The organism is Nonomuraea sp. NPDC000554 (assembly GCF_040300065.1).
GTDB lineage: Bacteria > Actinomycetota > Actinomycetes > Streptosporangiales > Streptosporangiaceae > Nonomuraea.
In genome coordinates, this window is sequence record NZ_JBEPDC010000003.1 from 89849 (window position 1) to 113029 (window position 23181).

The following is a 23181-nucleotide window of genomic DNA, read 5'->3' on the forward strand; positions in this document are numbered from 1 at the left end:
ACCGATGGCCGGCCAGCCGGGAATGGCGCGGCCCGGATCGGCGAAGGAAGAGCAGAAGCCGACCGCAGGAGGGTGACCAGTGTGACGACCGAGACGCGCGGACAGGCGGGTGATCCCGACATCCTGCTGGTCGCCGCCACCACCGCGGCACGCACTCCCGAGGGCTCGGGGACCTACTGGCACATCACCGTGACCAAGAACGGCCGGCAGCAAGCGCAGTACTGGTACCGGCGAGACGGCCAGTCCTGGATCAAGGGCGAAGGACTGAAGGGCGAGGGCAAACTCGTCAAGTTCGGCGAGCCCGCGCCGTTCATGATCGGACCGCTGCGGATGACCTTCGAGGAACTGCGGCAGCTGCCCGACGACGGGAACGCCCTGTACACCCGGCTACGGACCGCCGTCGCCGACAGCGACCTGCGCACCAGTGCAGGCCCGTTGAACGACGCCCAAGAGGACGGAGCCACTGTGGAGTCGCTGGTCTCGCTGGTCGGCGAGGCGCCGATCTCCCCCGAAGTCCGCGCCGCCGCCTATCGGGCACTCGCCGCACGACCGGGAGTCCAGGACCTCGGGGACGCCGACGGCGGACGACGCCTACAGGTGCCCGTCTCCGACGGCACCGACACGGTGGTCGTCGACCCGGACACCGCGCAGGTCCGCAACACGTCGGCCTGGGTACCGCTCACCGGAGGGATCGTCCACACCGACGGCAACGTGACCATCGACACCGAATGGACCGACGACCTACCCGCCGAATAGCGACGAAGAGTGGGCGGGCGCGGTCAGGGCCGGGAGATGGCGCCTTCGATGAGCGCGACGGCGGCGCGAGGGTCGTCGACCTGTACGACGAGGCGGGCGTAACGCTCGTCGGCCAGTTGGATGACGATGGCCTTGGCCGGATTCTGGACGTCCCAGAAGACCCGCTCGCCGTCGAGGTGGAAGGTGCCGGCGGTGATCACGCCGGGCAGGTGCGTACCAGGGGCGCGGACGCCCTTGGGCTCGGCGATCATGCCAGGGTCGTCGGTGGCTCCGCGGACGTTGGACAGGGGAATGGTCAGCCGGCTCTTCAGCGCCCAGAGCTTGTCCAGCCCCTCTATCACCACTACCAGCGCGTCGCCGTCGATGTGGACTTGTGCCATGTCGTTACTCCTTATGAGGGATGGTGGTCGAGTCGCTGCGCCAGGGCGGCGCCCGCCAGCCCGCAGTCGCCGGCAGAGGAGGACGCCCTGCCGCGCAGCCGGAGTCCGAGCAGCGCCGAGGTCAGCGCGCCGGCCAACTCCGATGGCAGGCTGCGGGCGGCCAGGGCTTGGTCCAGGGCGTCCAAGGCTGCGGCAACCTCGGCGGCGACCTCCGGGTCCACGGGAGCGCGTTCGACCGCCGCCATCAGCAGCAGATCCAGGCCCGAACCGCCCTCCTGGACGGCCAGCGCCCGGCGTACCGCTTCGGCGACGTCGTGAGCGCCGCCGATGGCGGCGACGAGCGGACGGACCCGGTTCTCCACATGCCAGCGCAACGCGGCCATGTACAGCCCCCGCTTGCTGCCGAACGTCTTGTACAGGCTGTTGCGATGGACGCCGAGGTGGGCGACCAGGTCGTCGATGGAGACACCGTCATAGGCGTGGTCCGCGAACAGCGTCGCCGCCGCTTGTACCACTTCGGTCTCGTCAAACCCTCTAGGTCGGCCCATGTGAGGACCGTAACGCATTTAGGAACGACCAGTCAAGAACGATCGTTCCTAAACGGGCCGCTCCGGCGAAGTCCTCTAGCGGATTATCTACAAAGGGACGGTTATGCTGGCGATATGACGGCCATGGCACCCTCCCGCACCGAACCGGACCTGTCGTACCTGCTCGACCACACCAGCCACGTGCTGCGCACGCGGATGGCGGCGGCACTGGCGGAGATCGGCCTCACCGCGCGCATGCACTGCGTGCTGGTGCACGCCCTGGAGGAGGAGCGCACCCAGATCCAGCTCGCCGAGATCGGCGACATGGACAAGACCACCATGGTGGTGACGGTCGACGCCCTGGAGAAGGCCGGGCTGGCCGAGCGCCGGCCCTCCAGCACCGACCGGCGGGCCCGCATCATCGCCGTCACCGACGAGGGCGCCGAGGCGGCCCGGCGGAGCCAGGAGATCGTCGACGGCGTACACCGGGAGGCGCTGGAGGCTCTGCCGGAGGAGGAGCGCAAGGTCCTCCTCCGGGCGATGGAACGACTGGTCAGCGGGCATCTGGCCGTCCCCGCCGACAATCCCCCGGCGGCCCGGCGAGCCCGGCAGCGCACAAACTAGGTCCGCAAAGGATCGTCTACAACAAAACTATCTGCTACGGTTCTTCTGTCGTCCTGACCGACAGGAGAACCACCGTGTCCCTTCCCTCCGCGCTGCGCTCGCGCCATCTGGCTCTCGGCGTGATCGCCACAGGCGTGCTGATGACCGTCCTGGACGGCAGCATCGTCACCGTCGCCATGCCCGCCATCCAGGCCGACCTCGGCTTCACCCCCGTCGGCCTCACCTGGGTCGTCAACGCCTACCTGATCGCCTTCGGCAGCCTGCTGCTGCTCGCCGGACGCCTCGGCGACCTGATCGGCCGCAAGCGCATGTTCCTGCTCGGCACCGCCGTCTTCACCGGCGCCTCGATCCTCGCCGGTGCCGCCACCGCCCCCGCCCTGCTGATCATCGCCCGGTTCCTTCAGGGAGCCGGCAGCGCCATGGCCGCCGCCGTCGGCCTCGGCATCCTGGTGACGCTGTTCACCGAGCCCGCCGAACGGGCCAAGGCGATCGCGGTGTTCAGCTTCACCGGCGCCGCCGGCGCCTCCATCGGCCAGGTCCTCGGCGGCCTCCTCACCGACGCGCTCACCTGGCACTGGATCTTCTTCATCAACCTGCCCATCGGCCTGGCCGCGCTCGCGCTCGGCATCCCCGCGCTGCCCGCCGACCGCGGCCTCGGCCTCGCCTCCGGAGCCGACGTCATCGGCGCCCTGCTGGTCACGGCCGGACTGATGCTCGGCATCTACACCGTCGTCAAGGTCGAGGAGTACGGCTGGACCTCCCCGCACACCCTCGGCCTCGGCGCTCTGGCCGTCGTCCTGCTCGCCGCGTTCGTCGCCCGTCAGGCCACCGCCCCGACCCCGCTCATGCCGCTGCGGATCCTGCGCTCGCGCAACGTCTCCGGGGCCAACCTGGTGCAGATCCTGATGGTCGCCGCGCTGTTCTCCTTCCAGATCCTCGTCGCCCTCTACCTGCAGAACGTCCTCGGCTACGGCGCCACAGGCACCGGCCTCGCCATGCTCCCGGCAGCGGTGGTCATCGGCGTGGTGTCGCTGGGCGTCTCGGCCCGGCTGTCCGCCCGCTTCGGCGAGCGGGCCGTCCTGCTGGCCGGGCTGGTGCTCCTGGTGGGCGTCCTGGCGCTGCTCGCCCGCGTGCCGGTGCACGCCGACTACCTCACCGACCTGCTGCCGGTGATGCTGCTCGCCGCGGGCTTCGGGCTGGCCCTGCCCTCGCTGACCACGCTCGGCATGTCAGGAGCCGGCGAGCAGGACGCGGGACTGGCCTCCGGGCTGTTCAACACCACCCAGCAGATCGGCATGGCCGCCGGCGTCGCGGTGCTGTCCACCCTGGCCGCCTCCCGCACCAAGGGCCTGCTGGCGGGCGGCAGCGGCCGGGCCGAAGCGCTGACCGGCGGCTACCACCTGGCCTTCACGGTCGGCGCCGGGCTGCTGATCGCCGCCTTCGTCGTCGCCTTCACCATGCTGCGCCCGGCCCGGCCCACCTCCGCCGACCGGCTCGAAGAGCCGCAGCCCGAGCCCGTCGCCTGACAGCCCTTACTACGAGGAAAGAGCAGAAAATGCGCACCAGCGCGAACAAGCCCGGATCCGGCCCCGCCCCCCGTTCCCTGGGCGAGCAGGAACTGTCGCAGCTGCTCTCCGAGCAGAAGTTCGGCGTGCTGGCCAGCCTGAAGCGCGGCGGCCACCCTCACCTGTCGACCGTCGCGTACAGCTGGAGCCCCGGTGAGCGTCTGCTGCGGATCTCCACCACCGCCGGCCGGATCAAGGCCCGGCACCTGCGCGACAATCCCCGCGCCACCCTGCACGTCAGCGGCCCCAACCCATGGTCCTACGCCGTCGCCGAAGGGCTGGCCGAGGTGTCCGAGCCGAGCCGTGTCCCCGGCGACGCCGTCGGACACCGGTTGCTGGCCCTGACGCCCGGCTTCGACGACCCCGCCGACGAGGCCGCCTTCCTCGAGCAGATGGTCGCCGACCAGCGGGTCGTGATCACCATCGCCGTCTCACACCTGTACGGGACGGCCCTGGACATCCCTTGAGCATCACCGCGGACATACCGGACGCGACCATAATCCGAAGAGAGCGTTGACGATACGATCTGTTGAAGATTACGGTCGTGACCCAAATAGAGTGAAGAGTCTGGAGGTGGCCGTGTCTCGACTGCGTCTGCTCGCCCTGGCACCGTTGATCACCTGTCTCATCGCCGGGCCCGCGGCGGCGGCTCCGGTGAACTGCGACGGCCCTGGCTACGAGCGGTTCGGCCCGGCCTCTGTCACCGGGGCGATCGTCGGCGCCGCCGTACACGAGGGCCACGCCTACGTGGTCACTCGCGGGCTCAAGCCGCCGGTCCTGGCCGAGATCGACCTGGCCACGGACAAGGTCGTCCGCACCGCGCCCCTCCCGGACGGCCCGGCGGACGGCGAGCCGGAGGGCGGCTGGGCGACGGCGGTGTCCGGCGGCAAGGTCTACGTCGGCACCTACCCGGTTCCCGACCTCTACCGCTTCGACCCGGCGACGGGCAAGGTCGAACGCCTGTACTCCTTCGGCCGCAAAGGCGGCTTCGTCTGGAGTCTCGCGGCGGCCCCGGACGGCAAGCTGTACGCGGGCACCTACCCCGACGGCAAGGTGTGGGAGTACGACCCGGCCACCGGCGCGGCGCGGAACTTCGGCGTGCTCGCACCAGGTGAGCGCTACGTCAGAGCGGTCGCCGCGGACGCCACCACCGTGTACGCGGGGCTGCTCGACAAGGGCAAGCTCATGGCGATCAACCGGGCCGACGGGAAGGTCAGGGAGCTGGCCCAGGGCCCGACCGGCATCGGGGTGGTGGCCGACCACGGCGACCGCGTGCTCGCCGTCAGCGGCTCGACCATCATCGACGTCCGCAAGGACGGCACCGATCTGAAGAAGGTCGAGGCCGTCCAGTTGGACGCGCTCACGGAGGCGGCCGACGGCACGGTCTACGGCACCTCGCGTCCCGACGGCGCGGTCTACCGTTACCGCACCGGCGACAGCGGAGTCACCAAGGTGGCGGACCCGCCCTCCGAAGGCGACGAGACCAGGAGGCTCGCACTCACCGACGACGGCACGCTGGTCGGCTTCTCGGGCAGCGGCGGCATGTGGCGCCTGGACCTCTCGACGGGCGCCGCGCGCTTCTTCGACCTGATCGACATCGGCCTGCCCTCAGGACCGGAGCGCCCGCAGAGCATGCTGCTGGTGCCCAACCGGGCGGTCTACATCGGCGGCCACTTCTCGATGGAGGTCCGTGACCTGCGCACCGGCGGCAAGCGCCGGTTCCGGGTGCCGGGCGAGCCCAAGGACCTGGTACGGCGGGGCAACAAGATCTACGCGGCCATCTACCCCAGCGGCCAGGTCCTCGAGATCGACATCAGGACCGACCGGTTGCGCAGCCTCGGATACCTGGGCCATGGCCAGCAGCGTCCGTGGGACATCGAGTACGACCCGGTCACCGACAAGCTCCTGGTCGCCTCCGCCCCGCTCGGCGCCAAGCTCAACGGCGCACTGTCGATCGTGGACCCCGACACCGGGGAGATGGACGTCGACGAGGGCGTCATCCCTGACGAGAGCCTGATGAGCCTCAGCCTGGATTCGGCCAACGGCGTCGTCTACCTCGGCGGTGACGTGCTCGGCGGGGGCGGCGGCACCCCGACGAAGACCGCGGCCTCCATAGCCGCGTTCGACCTGAAGACGCGCAAGGTGCTCTGGCAGACCGACCCGATCCCGGACCACCGCACCTTCCAGGACATCAAGGTGCACGACGGCCTGCTGTACGCGGTCTACAAGCGCGACTCCGGCACCTGGATCGCGCTCGACCTGGCCACCAGGACCATCAAGCACCGGGGCACCCTCTCCGGCTACGGCGAGCTGACCGTCCACCGGGATCGCGTCTTCGCCCAGACGTTCTTCGGCGGCGGCAACGCCTACGAGCTGGGCAGCGAAGCCAAGCAGCTGGCCACGGGGCTGGGCGACGAGTGGTACACCAACCCGCAGCTGCACTTCGAGCCCGGCTCGTTCAACGCCTGGACCCTCGTCGGACGGGAGCTGGCCAAGGTGCGGCTCGACCCGAGCTGCCCCGTGGTGACGCCGTAAGGCACCGGACGATCAGCGCCCCCTGGTAGAAACCGCGCTGCTGTCAGGCGATGTATCCCAGCACCAAGGCGGCGATCACCGGGCCCATGTACAGCAGGGGGAAGGCGACGGTCGAGTACGAGCGCGCCCGGAGCACGGTGACGACGGCTCCGGCGAAGTACAGCACCAGGCCGATACCGGCCAGGACGCCGACGACCGGCACGAACAGGCCGACCAACAGGCCCGCGGACCCTGCGGCCTTGGCTGCGCCGAGCCAGGTCCACCACGAGCGGGGGACGCCGTAGTCCATCAGCGGCTTCACGACCCACTCGGCGCGGCGAAGGAGGGAGTAGGCGGAGAAGCCCACCCAGAGGGCGGCCAGGACGGTGACGATGGTGGCGGTGGTGGACATGGGGACACTCCCTAGCTGGCGCTTTCCTGTGACACCAATCCTGCGAGCCCCGGTTGATAGCTCCGCGATGCGTTCACGATGCGCGGCTTCCCGACCGGCCTGTGACCCAGCGGTGGACCCGTTCGCTCCCCTCGGAGGCCCCGGACGGCGCGACCGCCGTCCGGGGCGCACGGGTGGCGAACGGGTCCAGCGCACACGTTGGCGGCTGGACCCGTTGTGCCGGTCACGATCTGTGCGAGCGGAGCTGGGCGGGGGCGCTGGGGCGCAGAGGGCAGGGGCTTCGGCGACCGTGGGCGACGCCCTGGGACGTCACGGTGGCCAGGTGGCGGCGGAGGTCTCGGTCCGTCGTGCGCTGCCGCTCTTCGGTCCGGTTACCGGGCCGGTTGGATGAGGCCGATGACGTTGCCGTCCGCGTCCCTGACGGAGGCGATCAGCTTGCCTCCGCCGACGTCCTTGACGTCCTGCAGCTGTTCGGCGCCGGCCTCCAGGAGTGCCTGCAGGCTCGCCTGGACGTCCTCCACGTGCCAGTACGCGACGGGGCCGGTCATGCCCTTGTCGTGGCCGTGGGGGTCGAGGCCGACGTCCTGCCCGGCCACGTTGAATCCGACGTAGTAGGGCTGGTCCATGTACGGGTCCACTCCCGACAGCTGCCCGTACAGGGCCTTGGCCGTGGCGAGGTCCTTGACCGGATAGATGATCGTCTTGATGCCCTCGGTCATGAGGTTCTCCTTGTGTCGCTGGTCACATCCACCGGGCCGGTGGGGTCATTGGCTATGACCCGACTCCGCTGAGGAATGTGACGGATGAACGAACCCGAACTTCTGATCGACCGGTTCGAAGACCACAGGGAGGATCGTTGAAATCGATCTCATCGTCGACCCCGACCGCCTTCGAGAGCTCGACCTGGTGATCATCGGCCGAGATATCAGGCTCGGCTCCGCGTTCCGGGGTCATTCGGGGGCAGTCGGGCTGGCGGGGGCTGCGGAATCCCGATACTCGACCACCCACACGGCGATCTGCGCGCGTGAGGTGAAGCCGAGCTTGCAGAGGATGCGCTCGACGTGTCCCTCGGCCGTGCGCAGCGCGATCACCAGCTTTGCGGCGATCTCCTTGTTGCTGAGACCCTGGGCGATCAGGTTCGCGACGTCGTTCTCCCGCCGTGTGAGCTGCGGCGTCAGGTCCGGGCGAGCGCCGGGCTCCGGCATGCGGTTCTCCCGCTCCTTGAGGGCGCAGGCGATGACCTGGTCGAGCGCCAGCTGGGCGCCATGGCGCAGTTGGGTCTCGAATGTGCGCTCGCCGAGTGCGTCGCGCAGCACTTCGACGCATTCGTCGTGGCGGCTGTTCAGGTGGCGCATGCCGAACAGCGGGGCCCCGACACGCTGCCAGATGCTTTCGGCTCCGCCGAGCAACCGCGCGGCGCGATGATGCTGGCCATCGGCTTCGGCGATCCAGGCCAGCATTTCGACGCAGAAGCCGATGGCCCACTGTTCGTTGAACACTCTGGCCAGACACAGGGCGTCGCGCACCGACGCCGCGGCCCGTCGACGATCGCCCATCTGCCAGGCCACGAGGCCGAGGTCCCAGAGCATGTAGGACTTGAACCAACGTTCGCCGTGGGCGGCGCACAGCGCCAGAGCCTCGTCACACACGGTGGCCGCCTCGTGGTAGTCGTCCGACAACGCGGCGACGGCCACGAGGTAGAAGCGGTCGTCGAGGGCGCCGATGAGGTCTCCGTTGGCTGTGTGCCGTGCCAAGGCGTCCTCGAGCAGGTGGTGGGCCTCGACCAGGTCGCCGTTCGACATGGCGGTCATCCCGGCGAGCTGGGTGGCCCAGGCCAGGGCATGCGCGTCGGTCAGCTGCTCGCCGTGGCGCCGACAGTCCACGATCATGGATTGGGCGGACGCGACGTCCTCTTGCAGGATGCACAGGTAGCCGTCGACCCAGAGTGCCTGAGCCCGCGACGCGCTCGGTTCGGTAGCCAACCGCAGCCCCCGATCCAGCCAGCGGCGTCCCTCACTCGTCAGCCCAGTAGCGATCCAGAAGTACCAGAGCGCGCCGGCGATCCTCAGTCCGTAATCGGCTTCGCCGGGCTCAGTGAAGCAGTATTCGAGAGCGACCCGGATGTTGCTGTGCTCGCACAGCAGGCTCCGCAGCCACTGCTCCTGATCCGAACCGAACCACTCCGCCCATGCCTGCTCGACCAGATGCCCGAAGTAGTCCCGGTGACGTAGGTGCAACGCCTGTGCGTCGCCGGACTCCCGCAGCCGATCCTGGCCGTACTGGCGGATCGTCTCCAGAAGTCGGTAGCGCACCCGCCCTTCGTGCTCCTCGATGTTCAGGATCGACTTGTCAACCAGGGAGGCGACCAGATCGACGATCGAGTCGGCGCTGATGCCGTCACCCGCGCAGACCGCCTCGGCGGCATGCAGGTCGAAGCCCCCCGAGAATATTGACAACCGCGCCCAGAGCAGGCGCTCCTGCTCCGAACACAGGTCCATGCTCCAGTCGATCATTGCCCGCAGCGTCTGGTGCCGGGGAAGGGCCGCCCGATTGCCCACAGTAAGCAGCCGGTAACGGTCTTGGAGTCGTTCGAGGATCTCGTCGAGCGACAAGGCGCGCACCCGTACCGCCGCCAGTTCGATCGCCAGCGGGATGCCGTCCACCTGCTGGCACACCCGAACAACCGTGGCGAAGTTGGTTGGCGTGAGCCTGAACGTCGAGTACACGGCCGCTGCTCGATCCTCGAACAGGCTCACCGCTTCGTACTGAGTGAGAGCTTCCCAGGGCGGCAACTGATCGGCGTCCGGGACCGACAGGGTCGGCACATGAAAGGTCTGCTCGCAGGCCAGTCCCAGAGCCTGCCGGCTGGTGGCCAGGATCCGCAGATTCGGAGTCGCACGCAGCAACGTTTCCGCGAGCGCCGCACACGCGGCGCACAGATGCTCGCAGTTGTCCAGAACCAGCAGCAGTTGCTTGCTCTGGAGGTACTCCACGAGCACCGGCACCTGCAAGCGCGCCGTGCGGTCGTGCACACCGAGGGCCGTCGCGATCGTGTGCGTCAGCAGAGCCTGGTCCTCAAGGGCGGCCAGTTCCACGTACCACACGCCGTCGGAGAACGCCCGGCGCACGTCGGCCGCCACCCGCAAGGACAACCGCGTCTTGCCCGCGCCGCCCACACCGGTCAAGGTCACCAGGCGCGACGCGGACAGCAATCGCTTGACCTCGGCCACCTCGCGGCGGCGGCCGACGAAGCTTGTCAACTCGGCGGGAAGGTTACCCCCGTGCTGCGCCGACGTCGATGCGCGCATGACATCAAGGCTAAATACCGCACGTCAGCGGGGCAAATGCCGGCGTCCTCGGCGTCAGGACGGGCGGGGCAGCTCGATCTGGTACTTGATGAAGCCGTGGTTGTCGGCGACCTTGTCGTACAGGCGGCGTGCGGTCTCGTTCGACTCCTGGGTGTTCCAGTAGACCCGGTAGCAGCCGCGGTCACGGGCCCATTCGGTCACGGCCTCGATCAGCGCCCGGCCCACGCCCTTGCCGCGCACGTGCGAGGCGGTGAACAGGTCCTGTAGGTAGCAGACGTCGGTGTCGGGCGCCGACGTGCTGCCGTGGGTGAGGAAATGGGTGATGCCCACCAGCCGGCCGTCCAGCCGCGCCCCGAGGGCGTGCAGGCGCGTGTCCGCCTGGAACTCCTGCCAGGCCCGCTCGTACATCGCGTCCGGCTCGGTGCGCTGGTAGAAGTCGATGTACCCGCGGAACAGCTCCTCCCAGACGGCCCTGTCGGACGGAAGAAGCTTGGAAATGCTGATCATGTGGTTTCTCCTGGCGGTGCCGTGCTGCCCTCCCGGCCACGGTCGAGGGGGTCGGGTGCCACAGCCTAGGGACGAGTGGTCTGCCCTGGTATGGCCACTTCTGCGGCAAAAGGGGCGACCACATCAGGCAGGGCCTGCGGGATGGCCGCGCCTGGCGAGCCGCCGGCCCGCCATCGTCCAGCACGAGCCCCAGAGCAGGAAGAACGGCGACCATAGCAGCAGATCCCAGCGCGCCAGGTCGCGAGCGAGCGCGGCCTGCTCGACCGGAGCCGGGCGGACCCCTGTCAGCACCAGCGCGTCACCGACGAAGCCGAACCCCAGCACTCCAACAGACCGGGCGATCATGAAAATCCCCAGCGTCCAGGTGATCGCGAGCAGCAGCCGGCGCGGGACGGCCGCACCCCAGGACCGCACGGTGGCCAGCGCGACGATGACACCGACCACCGCGGCGCCTGCCAGCACCCAGTGGCTCGTCACGAACAGCGGGTCACGTGCGAGCAGCCGTTCGCGCAGCGGCGAGGGCAGCGGGTCCTTGTCGGCCAGCGCATTGGCCCCCAGCGCCTGCGCGAGCTTCATCGACCCGTAGGCCAGGGCGCACATCACCGCCCCGTACGCGCCCGCCCGCGCCCGATCAGGCCGCGGCACGTTTCGTCACCACCGCGTAGGACCGGACCATCTCCAGGAACAGCCCGATCACGACCATCCCGAGAACCGCGTGGTACCAGCGCCAGCCGACACCGATGCCGACGAACCCGTCCACGATCATGATGCCCGCGCCGCCGCCGACCGCCAGCAGCATCCCGGCCAGCACGAGCAGCATCAACGTTCTCGGCACCCTGCGCCCCACCGCCGTGACCGTGACGATGGCGACGCACGCACCCAACACGCCGGACGCGGTCGCGAACCACTGCGCCGTGGCCGCGTCCAGGAAGTAGTTTTCGGTCTCGGCGGCCGACACGGGCGGGCCGCCCGGGAACCCGAGCCGGGCCTGCAACGCGAAGGCGGCCTTCCCCGCGGCGTACCCGAGGAACAGCACCGCCACCGCGTACGCCGGCCAGCGCCGTGGGCGAGCGAAGTCAACCATGGCTGCGACGCTAGCCACCGCACACCGGGCACCACTTCCCGAAAGAGAGTGAGGCGCCTCCCCCATAACGGGGAGCACCAGCGCGGTCGCGTAGGTCAGGCCGTACCAGAGCGACGGTCCGAAGGCCAGGCTGACCACCGCGACCACCGCGAACAGGGCAGCGGCGGCGGCCGGACGACGTGCCGCCAGCGCCACCACCGCGAGCCCGCCCGGGACGCCCGACGCGGCGAGCAGGTCGAGCACCAGCCACGCGTCCAGCAGCCCGGCCTCCGCGACCGCGTGCAGCACGGGGTCGGGCAGTGACGGGGTCCAGATCCAGGTCAGCCCGCCGTCCGCCAGGTTGACCGCGGTGGGGGCAACCACCAGCGCGAACGCCGCCCCCACCGTCCACGGTCGCCGCAAGGTCAGCGGACCCGCGCGAGGCGGTAGGACGCGCCGTCGGGCCACACCAGCCAGTCACCGGCCGCGTAGACGAGGCCCCGCAGCTCGAACGACTGGCCGCTGCGCGGGTCGTAGACCACGGACCGCCAACCGGTCTCCGCAACGAGGTCGACCGCCGAGTACGCGATGAGCCGGTTGCCCATCGTCAACGACCCGTACAGATGGGGGTGCATGTCGATCTTCTCCCCGGTGGACTCCATCCGGCCGCCCCAGTTCAGCTCGGTGGCCGTGGGGAGCCCGCGCCTGGCCTCGGTGACCTGCCAGGTGGCGCGGTCCGCCGTCCTGAGCACGCTGTCCACTACCCAGGCGAACGTGTCACGGTTGGCCGCGGCCAGCCAGAGCTGCCACCGCTGCGCCCCGGCCGGGCGCACGCCCACCCCCTCGGGCAGCGGGCGCTCGGCGACCACGCTGCCGGAGTCCACGTCGATCTGACGCAGCCCGTCAGCCTTGTGGGGATCGACCACGAACACGTCGGGATAGCTGAACGCGACAGGCTCGTCGGCCTCACCGCCCACCGTCGCCCCCTTGGCGCAGCCCTTGGCCGCCCAGGGGCGCGACCAGGGATCCATGCCGACGACCGTGCCACCGCTGACCCGCACGACCCTGCGCCAGCGCACCCCCGTCCGGGTGAGCGCCTCCTGAACCAGGTCCTCGGCGTCGTGCCGGTCCCCGGTCAGGACCATGGCGTAGCGATACAGCGCCGTCAGGCGCGTGGCCACGAATGATTCGAACGACGTCCAGCCGTTCTGCGGATCCTCCACCCCTCCAAGGACACACGAGCAGGGCGGAAGGTTGCGTCCCCCACTCCTTAGGCCGGGCGCCGGGTACCTCTGGCCGGCGGGCGCGCTATGGGCGCATCCTCATCGCGGTGAGCAGGGCCATCAGCAGGTAGGTCGCCGTGACGGCGAACGCCGAGGCCACGGCCACGATCAGGGGCGGGAAGAAGAAGGCCCCCACCGCGCAGGCGCCGCCCAGGAGCATCATGACGAGCCCACCGGCGCGCTGGGACCGCTGCCAGGCGAGCACCAGGTGTCCGGCCGCGCCTGCGGGAATCCGTGACGGGCTGATCTTGGGGAGCAGGTTGCCGACCGCGATCAGCAGCACGCCGAGGCCGACCGCGACGGCCTTCTCCAAGGGGACGTCGTAACCGGCCGTCCTGAGGAGAATGCCTGTCTGGAGTACGACGAACAGCAGGGGGAGCATGACGAACAGGAGGTTCACCGACCTGGCCCGCGACCTCGGAGAAGCCACCAGTAGGGGGTTGATCCGGTGGCGCAGTCGCCTCAAGAGGACGCTCTCGCCCGCCACCGCCGCCCCGATGATGACCAGGGTCACGGGCAACGCGCCCGCCACGACGAGCCGTGGCATGTCGAGGCCCGGACGGGTCGCGGTCGCCTTCCGAGTCGTCACGATCTCCGGCAACGAGTCCCAGACCGCCCAGGCGATGGCGATCATGGCGATGGTGCACAGAACAGAGACGACGATGCCCGCCCAGGGCGGGCGAACGGCCGAGACGTCGGCCATCTCCTGACGGTTCTCATCTGCCTTGTCCATCGGGCCTCCTCCACCATCACGCGTGACGGCCGGGACAGGGCGGGCTCGGCGAAGCCGAGGCACTCCACCGGTCGCGCTCCCTAGGAACGCGCAGCACCTCACGACCTCTGACCTGCGCCGCTCCCGTCGCGCGGGCTCCTGGTAGCTGTCGTTCTGACCCTAGATTCGGACGGCCGAGGCGAGATACCCCCGTCCGACACAGACGAGTCATGTCCCGTGAGCCCCGCCACCATGACGAAAGTCATGCGCGCGACCCGCCGTGGCCGGCCCTGCGGCGCCTCCCGTACCCCGGCATCTTGATCGACACCGATGCCCAGGCCACGTACCCGCACACGAAAGGGCGGCGCATCCGGGAAGCCTCTGGCTGCGTATTCGCCGTGGATGGCCGGACGCGACGCGAGAGGCCCCTCATCGCGTTTCCGCTGGTGAAGGGCCTCTCGGTTGGTGTGGCAGGGTCGCGTAGGCCGGATCATGAGGTCTGCGCTCCTGCGGACACTCCCCCCGCCGGGAAGAGCCGGCCCACCTCAACCACCGACTACCCCAGGCCTGCCGCGATCACCTCGCGGAGCCTGAGGCCGCCCATCTCCGCTGCCAAAGGTGCAGAGCGCCTACCGGAATGATCTTTTGATCTCTCGCCGTAGCCAGGCGAGGGCAGCCGTGGCAAGCGGCGGGCGGGATCGAGCCGTTGCCCGATCAGCGGCAGGGCCGGTTCCCTAGCAGTCGCCGAGGTTGCCGCTGATCTTGTTGTAGTAGCGGGTGCCCTTGTAGTAGATCTTCAGGCCGCAGACGTAATGCCACTTGCCGCCGCGGAAGGTATAGGTCGTGCCACGGGCGATCTCCTTGTAGCCGGAGTCGCTCATGGACTGGTGGACATTGGCCTTGACCCGCCCGGCGCAGCCGTTGTGCACCTTGAGGATCTTGTCGCTGCCCTTGATGGTGACCTTGTGGGTGACACATCCCAGGCGCGAGTCCGCGTTCGCGGCGGGGGCGTTGACAACCGTCGTGGCCATCCCGGCGATCAGGGCGGCAACGAACAGCTTCGTACGCATAGCTCTCCCTCAGTCGATTCTTGGGGCAAACCCCCCAGAGCTCCGTGAGAGGGTAACAGTAAAGAACGATCGACCAAGAGTCAGGGCGACGAGAAAGATCTCTCGCCGAGCGCAGCCGGCGACGTCCGTGAGGACGCTCCAGAGCCGCGCCGGCGAGAGCTGCCCGGCCTGCCGGAAGGGGGCCGACGCCAGGAAGCGAACGGCCCGACCTGCGGTGGAGCAGGTGTCAGCGCGGGTCTGTGCGCCGGCCGTTCGGGCCGTAGGCGAACTCGGCGGTGGAGTCCAGGAAGTCGTAGGGGAAGCCGGGTTCGATCGAGCTCACCTCGTCGAGACGCCGTACCGCCGAATCGGGCAGTTCGATGTCGACGGCGGCGAGGGGGTCGGTGATCTGGTCGAGGCGGCGGGCGCCGAGGATGGGATGGACCCACCGGCGGTGTGACCGGGTCCAGGCGAGCGCGACCTGAGCGGAGGAGATCCCCAGAGCCGGCCTAGCCTGAGGCGAGATCGCGGCGGCGCAGGCCGTACAGGCCGAAGAGCGCCAGCGCCGCGGCGAGCACCGTCAGCACCAGCGTGGCCACCGGGGCGAAGGTCCCCAGCGGGTGCCAGGGAAGGTGGGACAGCACCGACGTGTTCACCAGCCACCCCGGCAGGTTCATGTAGGACCCCAGGACCTGCATGAACCCGCTGTACACGAGCACGGCCCAGGCCGCGTTCATGGCCCGCGGGGCGAGTCCGAGCAGCGCGGCGGGGATGGCGAGCAGCACCAGCACCTCCGGGGCGCGGATCAGGCTCGCCCAGACGACCTCTCCCACGAGGCCGGGTTCGCCGGTCGACAGGGCGGCGCCGACGCCGAGCGCGGTGCCGTACACCACCGGTAGGACGACCACGGCGAGCGCGGTGACCAGCAGGGACGACCAGTACCACGTGGCTCTGCCGGTCGGCCCTGCCAGCACCGAACCGATACGGCCGCGCACCTCCTCCACCCGGAGCCGGATGACCGACAGGACCGCGAAGACGCCGGTGTAGAGGGACCCGGTGAACACCATGAGGCTGATCCAGGCCCGCCCGAAGTCCGCATCGGCGGAGAAGATGGGGAGATTGGTGGTCTCCATGCCCCCGGTCATGGCGCCCAGGATGAGGCCGATGGCCAGGAACGCGGCTCCCCACCCGAGGATGGCCGCCTGTTGGAGCCTCAGAGCGAGGGTGAACGGCGAGCGCAGCCAGGAAGGCGCCGAGCCCCGGCCGGGACGCGGGACCACCAGGGAGGCGCCGAGATCCCGGCGGCTCGCCAGGGAGTAGGCGCCCGCGATCAGCAGCCCGGCGAGCAGAACAGACAGGCCGAGCGGCCACCAGCGCTCGCCGGCCAGCACCCGGGTCTGCTGTGACCAGCCGATCGGCGACAGCCAGAACAGCGGACCGCCCTCCTGGCTCTGCATCGCTCCCGCGCCGCGAAGCAGCCACGCGGTGAAGAGCACGATGCCCGCGAGCCCGTTGGCGCCTCTGGGGTGCTCGGTGACCTGGGCGGTGACCGCGGTGACACCGGCGAACAGCAGCCCGACCGCGGCGAGGGAGGCGCCGAACAGCAGTGCGCTGCCGGCGGGGAACCCGATGCTGATCGTCGCGGCCGTGGTGAGAACCGCGAGCGCGGCGTTGCTGATCACGGCGACGATCAGCGCCCCGGTGAGCTGGGCGTGCCGGCCCACGACGGCCGCTCGGATGAGTTCGGCCCGGCCGGTCTGCTCTTCCGCCCGGGTGTGCCGGGTCATGAGCATCAAGTTCATGATCGCGGCGGCCAGCAGGAACTCGACCCAGTAGGCGGCGAGGAAGTAGCTCTGCGTGGTGACCTCGCCGAACAGGGGGCCGCCGAGCACTCTCATGAAGGAGGCGCGGATCATCTGCGAGGCTTCGGCCAGCGCCTCAGGCGTCGGGACGACCGCGTTCACGGCGGCGTAGTAGAAGCGTGGGACGAGGGCCGTGATGGCGACCAGCCAGAGGGTGAGCTTGATCCGGTCGCGGCGCAGCGCCAGCCGTACCATGGCGCCGGTGCCGGTCAGGTGGCTGCTCGCCGGTCTCGATCCGGTACGGCTGCGCGCCGGGGAAACCGTGGTGGTCATGCCGCCTCCTTGTGCGCGTAGTGCCGGAGCATGAGCTCCTCGAGCGTCGGCGGGTGGCTGACCAGCGAGTCGATGCCGAATGTGGTGAGGTGCCGGATGGCGGCGTCGAGGTGTTCGGCGTCCACGCCGAACCGCACGCTTCCGCCCTCGACCTTCGCGTTGTGGATGCCGGGCAGCTGGTCGAGGCCGGTGACCGGGGTGGCGGTGTCGGCCACGACCGTCGTCCGGGTCAGGTGCCGCATCTGCGCCAGCGTCCCCGACTCCACGACCTTTCCGTCCCGGATGATGGTGATCCGGTCGGCGAGGGTCTCGACCTGGGCGAGGATGTGACTGGACAGCAGGATGGTCCGGCCGGCGGCTTTGGCTTCGGCGACGACCTGCTGGAACACCGCCTCCATCAGCGGGTCCAGCCCACTCGTGGGTTCGTCGAGGATCAGCAGCTCCACGTCGGCGGAGAGGGCGGCGACGAGGGCGACCTTCTGGCGGTTGCCCTTGGAGTAGGTCCGCGCCTTCTTCTTCGGATCGAGTTCGAACCGCTCGATCAGCTCGCTCTTGCGCTGGTTGTCGAGCCCGCCGCGCAGCCGGCCGAGCACGTCGATGGCCTCGCCTCCGGTGAGGTTGGGCCACAGCTCGACATCGCCCGGCACGTACGCCAGCCGCCGGTGCAACGTGACGGCGTCGGCCCAGGGGTCGCCGCCCAGCAACCTGGCGCTGCCGGAGGTGGCCCGGATCAGGCCCAGCAGGATGCGGATGGTGGTGCTCTTGCCCGCCCCGTTCGGGCCGAGGAAGCCGTGCACCTCTCCGGTGTTCACGGTGAGGTCCAGCCCGTTGAGGGCGCGTGCCGGCCCGTAGGCCTTGACGAGCCCGGAAATGGCGATTGCGGGAGTCATGGGTTTCTCCGAATTGCGGGTCTTGTTGGGCACGGCGGCCCGCTCAGTTGAGCGAGCCGGTGATCCGTGCGTCGAATTCGCGGTCTGGGAGGGACCTGTTGAGCTGCAGGAGAGCCTCGGCCTGCCAGCCCACGACGTAGCGGGTCTCCGGCCGGTCCGACTCGATGGCCTGCCGGATCGCCGTCGCGACGACGCCGGGGTCTGTGGCCTGGTCGCTCTGGTGGCCCACCGGCGCCTCGGCAGCGCCTGCCATGGCCTCGGCCATCTGCCGGTAGGCCCCGCTTCCGGAGATCTCCCGCAGTTGCCGCGCGGTCCCGGCCTCGAAATCGGTCTTGATGATGCCCGGCTGGATGACGACGACGTCGATGCCGAACTGCCGGGTCTCCATGCGGAGCGTGTCGGAGAACGCCTCCAGGGCGTGCTTGGAGGCGTAGTACCAGGCGCCGAGCGGCAGGGCGATCTCGCCGCCGATCGACGACACGTTGACGATCGTGCCCGATCGCTGCTCGCGCATCTGCGGCAGGACCAGCTGGACCAGCCGGGCCGGCGCGAACACGTTGACCTCGAACTCGTCTCGCGCCATCTCCAGCGGCGTGTCCTCGACCGCGCCGTGCACGACGGCTCCCGCGTTGTTCACCAGGACGTCGATCCGCTGGTGTTCGTCCAGGACGGTATGGACGACCCGCTGGAGGTCTTCTTCCTTGGTCACGTCCATCGGCAGGGCGTGACCTCCCGCTTCGCGGATCGCCTCCATCATGTGCACCCGCCGCGCCGCGCCGTACACGATGTGTCCTGCGCGCAGGAGCTCGAGTGCGGTGGCGTGGCCGATGCCGGATGAGGCGCCGGTGACGAGGCAAATCTTGGCAGTCATGTCAGGGGTCTCCTTGAGATTCGATGTCGTTTACGCGTCCCAGGTGAGCGGGAGCCGGTGGACGCCGTAGACGGCTCAGCGGGCTCTCTTCGCGAAACTGCGCGAGTCCTGAAGGAGGATTGAAGGGGCACTCCGTGCTGCGCTCGGCCAGCAGCGTGGGTGCGGGATGTGACTGGGCATGTCGGTTCTCTCCGCGTGAACGGCCATCGTTCACGCACGGGGAAACGCTACGGATGCGTTTGAGAATTCGGCAAGTTGCGAACGTCGTTGTCGCAGGCCAGAGCGGCATAATTGGCGCAACGACGGTGCCCGCAAATGCAACAGACTCCTGCCGCCTGTCGCGTTCACGTACGCCTGGACGCATACTTGTGCGGGCGTGAACGCGAGTGCCGGGAGGACGCATGCCGGGTGGCCACCTGACGTACGAGGACCGCCGCAAGATCGCCGAAGGACTGACGGAGGGGCTCAGCTATGCGGAGATCGCCCGTCGCCTGGGGCGGCCGAGATCGACCATCGGCCGCGAGATCGCGCGCAACGGCGGCCCGCACGGCTACCACGCTGCCCGGGCACAACAGGCGACCGGATGGCGCGCCCGCCGCCGGCCGCATCCGCCATCGGGTTCGCCGCCCACCGCGGATGCCGACGGGCGCGACCCCCGAGCGGTACGGGAACTCGAGGAGAGACTCACCGAGAGGTTCGGCGGGGTACCGACGATGGCGGCCAGGGTGATGGCCGCCCTGTTCACCAGCGATACAGGCGACATGACCGTCGCCGACCTGACCGAGCGGCTACGTGTCAGCCCCGCGTCGATCTCCAAGGGCGTCAAATGGCTCGAGCACGTGGGGCTCGTCAAGCGCGAGCGCGACAATCGGCGTGAGCGGTACAGCATCGACGCTGACGTCTGGTACCGGGCGTGGTTGGTGGGCATGCGGTCGATGACGCTGTGGGCCGACACCGTCCGGGAAGGCGTCGACGTCCTCGGCGCCCGCACCCCGGCCGGCATCCGGCTCCAGACCGCGAGCCGGTTCTTCGACCTCATCAGCGCCGACATGGCCCAGGCGGCCGAACACTACCGGCAAACCTTCTCCGACGCCGGGGACGTTACGCCCCGACCGCGGTAGTCCACGCGGAGCAGAGCGTCGACCTCGCGCTGCGGGCTTACGCCCGTCCCGCCTGGGCGCCGCCCGGCTCGGGAGGTGCGGCGCTGTCCGCCGTACGGCGCAGCCGTGCCGGATCGGCCCGGGTCAGGGCCGCCAGCGCGGCCAGTTGCCAGCCGATCTCGTACGCCTCGGCGAAGCGCTCGTCGCCGAGCGCGGCCCGGCCGCGGCCACTCAGCGTGCGGACCTGCGGGTCGGTGCGGTCGTGGGCGCCCCGTAGGCGGGCCGCCGCGCCGAGTATGACCGCCACGTCCCGGTGCCGCCCGTACCACGCGGCGAGGCCGGCCACGGTCACCGCCACCGTCGCCACGATCGGCATGTCCTTGCTGGCAACCCCCGCCGCGTACGCCCGGCGCAGCGCCTCCTCGGCGCCCGGCCCGTCGCCGAGTTCGAGACAGAGCGCGCCCCGCACCGCGCCGACCAGCGCCTGCCCGCCGTCGAACGGGCGTTGCTCGGACAGCCCGGCCTCGGCCGACTCGATGAGCTCGCGCGCCCGGTCCAGGTCACCGAGCCGCACCTCCAGGCCGGCCTCCCGCGCGTCGAGCAGGACCGCCATCCCGGGCGACGCCGAGCGCAGCACGCGCTCCCGGGTCGCGGCGATCATCTCGGCCGCCCCCGCGGTCTCGCCGAGCCGCACGTGCAGATCGATCAGGCGCAGGTCGATGAAGATCTCGTCGCTGAGGCTGAGCGACCCGAACTCGCGGGCCAGCCGTTTGGCCTCGTTCAGGTCGGCCAGCGCGCCGTCGAGATCGCCGTCGTACTGCCGCAGCAGCGCGCGCAGCGGCAGCGCCCTGGCCAGGCCCCAGCGGTCGCCCGCCTGGGCGAAGCATTCCAGGGCGGCGGTCACGTCGCCGCGAACCGGGTCGAGGTGCCCCTCGTTCTCGGCGAACTGGGCCCGGAACATGCGCGCCAGCCCGGCCAGCCACACGTCCGGCCCGTCGACCAGCCGCTGGATGCTCGTCGGCGACGCCTCGATCTCTTCCAGGCAGGCCAGCCCGACCGCGGTCAGCGCGCCGCCGAAGCCCGGCGACTCCGGATGGCTCAGCAGCCGGTCGGCAAGCGCCCAGAGCTCCTCGCGCCGCTCCTTGGTCGAGTCGTCGACCAGCGCGCCATGGGTGGCGATGGTGTTGAACAGCAGCATCCCCTCGGCGATGTCGTGCTGCACGCTCGGCCGCTCGGCCGGCAACGCGACCGCCTCGCCGAGCCAGTAGGCCGCGTCGGGGTGCCGGCCGAGCATCTGCCAGTACCAGGTCAGGTTCACCGCGAGCCCGATCGCACCGGCGGCGTCGCCGGTGTCGCAGAGGTGGCGCAGGGCGGCGAGCACGTTGTCGTACTCGGCGCGCAGCACGTGGAGTGCGTCGAGCTGCGCGGGGCCGCGCAGCAGCGAGTCGTGCCGGGCGACCAGCTCGGCGAAGTAGCCGGCGGCCAGGTCCCGCACGCCGGTCAGGATGCCCTGCTCGGCCAGGCTCTCCAGGCCGTACTCGCGGATCGTCTCCAGCATCCGGTACCGGCCGGTGTCCGGCGCGAGTTGCAGCAGCGACCGGTCGACCAGGTCGGCGAGCAGCTCCGGGATCTCACCCGCCGGCACCGCGCTGCCGGCACAGACCGCGGTGGCCGAGGCCGGCGTGACGCCGCCGGGCAGGACCGAGATCCGCTCCGCGACCGTCCGCGCGTCCGCGCCGAGCAGGTCCCAGCTCCACGCGATGACCGCGCGCAGCGTGCGGTGCCGGGGAGAAGCGGTCCGGCTGCCGGTGGTGAGCAGGCGGAACCGGTCGGACAGCCCGGCGGCCAGGTCCGCCAGCGAGAGGGTGCGCAGGCGGGCCGCGGCCAGTTCGAGCGCGAGCGGCATGCCGTCCAGGCTGCGGACGATGCGCAGCACCTCGGCGAGGTTGTGCTCGTCGACGTCGAACCCGGGCCGCACTGCCGCCGCGCGCTCGGTGAACAGGCGCACCGACGCGGTACGGCGGGCCCGCTCGACGTCCGCGTCCGGCTCGGGCAGGGGGAGCGGGCCGAGCGGGACCAGCGCCTCGCCGTCGACCGCGAGGGGCTCTCGGCTGGTGGCCAGTACGCGCAGCCCGGCGCAGCGGGGCAGCAGCGCCGCGATCAGGTGCGCCACGGCGTCGACCAGGTGCTCGCAGTTGTCCACCACGAGCAGGCTCTCCCGGCCGTCCAGCTCGTCGGCCAGCACGTCCAGCTCGCTGACGGGCTCGCTGACGGGCTCGCCGCGCAGCTTGGCCGAGACCTCGAACAGGGCCGAGCCGCGCAGCCCGATCGCGGCCAGCAGCGCCGCGCCGACCTTGGCCGGTTCGGTGACGGAGGCTAGGTCGATCAGCCAGGCGCCGTCGCGGTACTCGTGCCGGTGGTGGCGGGCGGCTTCGACGGCGAGCCGGGTCTTGCCGGCGCCGCCGGGACCGAGCACGGTGACCAGACGCCCGGCGGCGAGCAGCGTGTCGATCCGGGCGAGGTCGTCGTCGCGGCCGATGAAGCTGGTCAGCGGCGCGGGCAGGTTGCCCGGCCTGGTCCGCGCGGCGGGGGCGGGCCGCTCGGCGCGCAGCAGGCGCAGGTGGCGCTCGCGCAGGGCGGCGCCCGGGTCGGCGCCGAGGTCGTCGGCCAGGCTTTCGCGGAACCGCTCGTACAGGGCGAGGGCCTCGGCCTGGCGCCCCTGGGCGGCGAGCGCGTCCATGAGCAGCGCGGCGGCGCGCTCGTGGACGGGGTACTCGGTGAGCAGGGCGGTCAGGCGGGCGGCGGCCGCGTCGGCACGGCCCAGGGAAAGCTCGGCGTGAGCGAGGTCGGCGACGGCCTCGACCGAGGCGTGGGCCAGGCGGGTCGCGGCAGCGGGCGCTACCGTGGCGACGACCGCGGGCTCGGCGCCGGGATGGTCGCCCCACAGTGCCACGGCCTCGCCGAGCAGCGCCGCCGCGGCGTTCGGGTCGCCGGCGCGCAAGCGGTCACGACCGGCGGCGGCGAGTTGCTCGAACCGCAGCGCGTCCACGTCGGCCGCGTCCACGGCCAGCCGGTAGCCGCCCGCGAGCTGGGTGACGTCGCCGGCCGAGCCGAGAGCCCGGCGCAGCCGCGAGACGAGGGCCTGCAGGGCGTGGGCGGGGCCGGCCGGTAGGGCCTCGGCCCAGATCGCGTCGACCAGGACGCCCTGCTCGACCGCGCGCCCGCCGGCGAGCGCCAGCCGGACGACCAGGGCCTGCAAACGGACACCCGGAACGGGCATGGTGGCGTCACCGCGGGACGCCTCAAAGGCGCCGAGCAGCGTGACGCGAAGCCGCGCACCCCCGTCCATTCCCCGATTTTCGCGTACGCGCCGGCGGGTCCGCACATCAGGGCAGCGCCCGTGTCAGCGCCGTGTGCGTCCCGTGTGAGCGGTCCGCCGCAGTCTTGGCCTGTCGCGCAGAACAGGTTGCGGAAGGGGATTTCTC

21 protein-coding genes and 1 pseudogene are annotated in these 23181 nt (G+C 70.6%); 6 read left to right on the forward strand and 16 right to left on the reverse strand.

The features are described from left to right. Positions 1–81 precede the first annotated feature (81 nt). A complete protein-coding gene (locus tag ABT294_RS06870) occupies positions 82–756 on the forward strand; it encodes a hypothetical protein (RefSeq protein WP_350804089.1) in 675 nt (224 codons plus the stop codon). A 23-nt stretch (positions 757–779) separates the two neighbouring features. On the opposite strand, the gene ABT294_RS06875 is transcribed toward ABT294_RS06870, so the two are convergent. Next, on the reverse strand, positions 780–1136 hold the full coding sequence (locus tag ABT294_RS06875) for a hypothetical protein (RefSeq protein ID WP_350804090.1): 357 nt from the start codon (positions 1134–1136) through the stop codon (positions 780–782). Positions 1137–1147: 11 nt separating this feature from the next. Next, the gene (locus ABT294_RS06880) at positions 1148–1684 is read right to left on the reverse strand and encodes a TetR/AcrR family transcriptional regulator (protein ID WP_350804091.1); all 537 of its coding nucleotides are present in this window, start codon (positions 1682–1684) and stop codon (positions 1148–1150) included. Positions 1685–1798: 114 nt separating this feature from the next. Here ABT294_RS06880 and ABT294_RS06885 point away from each other — a divergent pair, with 114 nt between their 5' ends. From ABT294_RS06885 to ABT294_RS06900, 4 genes are all read left to right on the forward strand, one after another. Further along, complete coding sequence (locus ABT294_RS06885) at positions 1799–2287, forward strand: MarR family winged helix-turn-helix transcriptional regulator (protein WP_350804093.1); 489 nt, start codon at positions 1799–1801, stop codon at positions 2285–2287. A gap of 74 nt (positions 2288–2361) precedes the next feature. Next, positions 2362–3813, forward strand: coding sequence for a DHA2 family efflux MFS transporter permease subunit (locus ABT294_RS06890; protein ID WP_350804094.1), 1452 nt, complete (start codon positions 2362–2364; stop codon positions 3811–3813). Positions 3814–3842: 29 nt separating this feature from the next. Further along, a complete protein-coding gene (locus ABT294_RS06895; RefSeq protein ID WP_350804095.1) occupies positions 3843–4319 on the forward strand; it encodes a TIGR03618 family F420-dependent PPOX class oxidoreductase in 477 nt (158 codons plus the stop codon). 112 nt (positions 4320–4431) lie between these two features. Beyond that, the gene (locus ABT294_RS06900) at positions 4432–6387 is read left to right on the forward strand and encodes an outer membrane protein assembly factor BamB family protein (RefSeq protein ID WP_350804096.1); all 1956 of its coding nucleotides are present in this window, start codon (positions 4432–4434) and stop codon (positions 6385–6387) included. Between the two features lie 43 nt (positions 6388–6430). Here the strand turns inward: ABT294_RS06900 and ABT294_RS06905 are convergent, their stop codons facing one another. From ABT294_RS06905 to ABT294_RS06965, 13 genes and pseudogenes are all read right to left on the reverse strand, one after another. After that, the gene (locus ABT294_RS06905; RefSeq protein WP_350804097.1) at positions 6431–6778 is read right to left on the reverse strand and encodes a DoxX family protein; all 348 of its coding nucleotides are present in this window, start codon (positions 6776–6778) and stop codon (positions 6431–6433) included. 371 nt (positions 6779–7149) lie between these two features. Continuing rightward, positions 7150–7497 (reverse strand): VOC family protein, encoded by a 348-nt coding sequence (locus ABT294_RS06910; RefSeq protein ID WP_350804098.1) that lies wholly within the window; start codon positions 7495–7497, stop codon positions 7150–7152. A 231-nt stretch (positions 7498–7728) separates the two neighbouring features. Further along, on the reverse strand, positions 7729–10086 hold the full coding sequence (locus ABT294_RS06915) for an ATP-binding protein (protein WP_350804099.1): 2358 nt from the start codon (positions 10084–10086) through the stop codon (positions 7729–7731). A gap of 54 nt (positions 10087–10140) precedes the next feature. Further along, positions 10141–10593: a GNAT family N-acetyltransferase gene (locus tag ABT294_RS06920; RefSeq protein ID WP_350804100.1), complete on the reverse strand. Its 453-nt coding sequence runs from the start codon at positions 10591–10593 to the stop codon at positions 10141–10143. Between the two features lie 123 nt (positions 10594–10716). Beyond that, positions 10717–11238, reverse strand: coding sequence for a DUF3995 domain-containing protein (locus ABT294_RS06925; protein WP_350804102.1), 522 nt, complete (start codon positions 11236–11238; stop codon positions 10717–10719). Next, positions 11225–12079 carry a hypothetical protein gene (locus ABT294_RS06930; protein ID WP_350804103.1) on the reverse strand — a complete coding sequence of 285 codons (855 nt, stop codon included), beginning with the start codon at positions 12077–12079 and terminating at the stop codon, positions 11225–11227. Before ABT294_RS06930 ends, ABT294_RS06925 begins: the two co-directional genes overlap by 14 nt. Before the next feature lie 2 nt (positions 12080–12081). After that, the gene (locus ABT294_RS06935; protein ID WP_350804104.1) at positions 12082–12879 is read right to left on the reverse strand and encodes a SigE family RNA polymerase sigma factor; all 798 of its coding nucleotides are present in this window, start codon (positions 12877–12879) and stop codon (positions 12082–12084) included. An 85-nt stretch (positions 12880–12964) separates the two neighbouring features. Next, positions 12965–13672 (reverse strand): SdpI family protein, encoded by a 708-nt coding sequence (locus ABT294_RS06940; protein WP_350804105.1) that lies wholly within the window; start codon positions 13670–13672, stop codon positions 12965–12967. A 713-nt stretch (positions 13673–14385) separates the two neighbouring features. Further along, positions 14386–14721, reverse strand: a complete 336-nt coding sequence (locus tag ABT294_RS06945) for a hypothetical protein (RefSeq protein ID WP_350804107.1) — start codon at positions 14719–14721, stop codon at positions 14386–14388. A gap of 331 nt (positions 14722–15052) precedes the next feature. After that, a pseudogene (locus ABT294_RS06950) lies at positions 15053–15226 on the reverse strand (aldo/keto reductase); the annotation flags it as partial. Further along, entirely contained in the window at positions 15210–16835 is a 1626-nt protein-coding gene (locus ABT294_RS06955; protein ID WP_350804108.1) for an ABC transporter permease, read from the reverse strand. The gene ABT294_RS06955 and the pseudogene ABT294_RS06950, both read right to left, overlap by 17 nt. After that, a complete protein-coding gene (locus ABT294_RS06960; protein ID WP_350804110.1) occupies positions 16832–17725 on the reverse strand; it encodes an ABC transporter ATP-binding protein in 894 nt (297 codons plus the stop codon). The genes ABT294_RS06955 and ABT294_RS06960 overlap by 4 nt, the downstream gene beginning before the upstream one ends. A 43-nt stretch (positions 17726–17768) precedes the next feature. Beyond that, positions 17769–18596 (reverse strand): oxidoreductase, encoded by an 828-nt coding sequence (locus ABT294_RS06965; RefSeq protein ID WP_350804111.1) that lies wholly within the window; start codon positions 18594–18596, stop codon positions 17769–17771. 401 nt (positions 18597–18997) lie between these two features. On the opposite strand from ABT294_RS06965, the gene ABT294_RS06970 reads away from it, so the two are divergent. Then, on the forward strand, positions 18998–19717 hold the full coding sequence (locus ABT294_RS06970) for a GbsR/MarR family transcriptional regulator (protein ID WP_350804112.1): 720 nt from the start codon (positions 18998–19000) through the stop codon (positions 19715–19717). 37 nt (positions 19718–19754) lie between these two features. On the opposite strand, the gene ABT294_RS06975 is transcribed toward ABT294_RS06970, so the two are convergent. Beyond that, on the reverse strand, positions 19755–23045 hold the full coding sequence (locus ABT294_RS06975; RefSeq protein ID WP_350804113.1) for an AfsR/SARP family transcriptional regulator: 3291 nt from the start codon (positions 23043–23045) through the stop codon (positions 19755–19757). Positions 23046–23181: the final 136 nt, after the last annotated feature.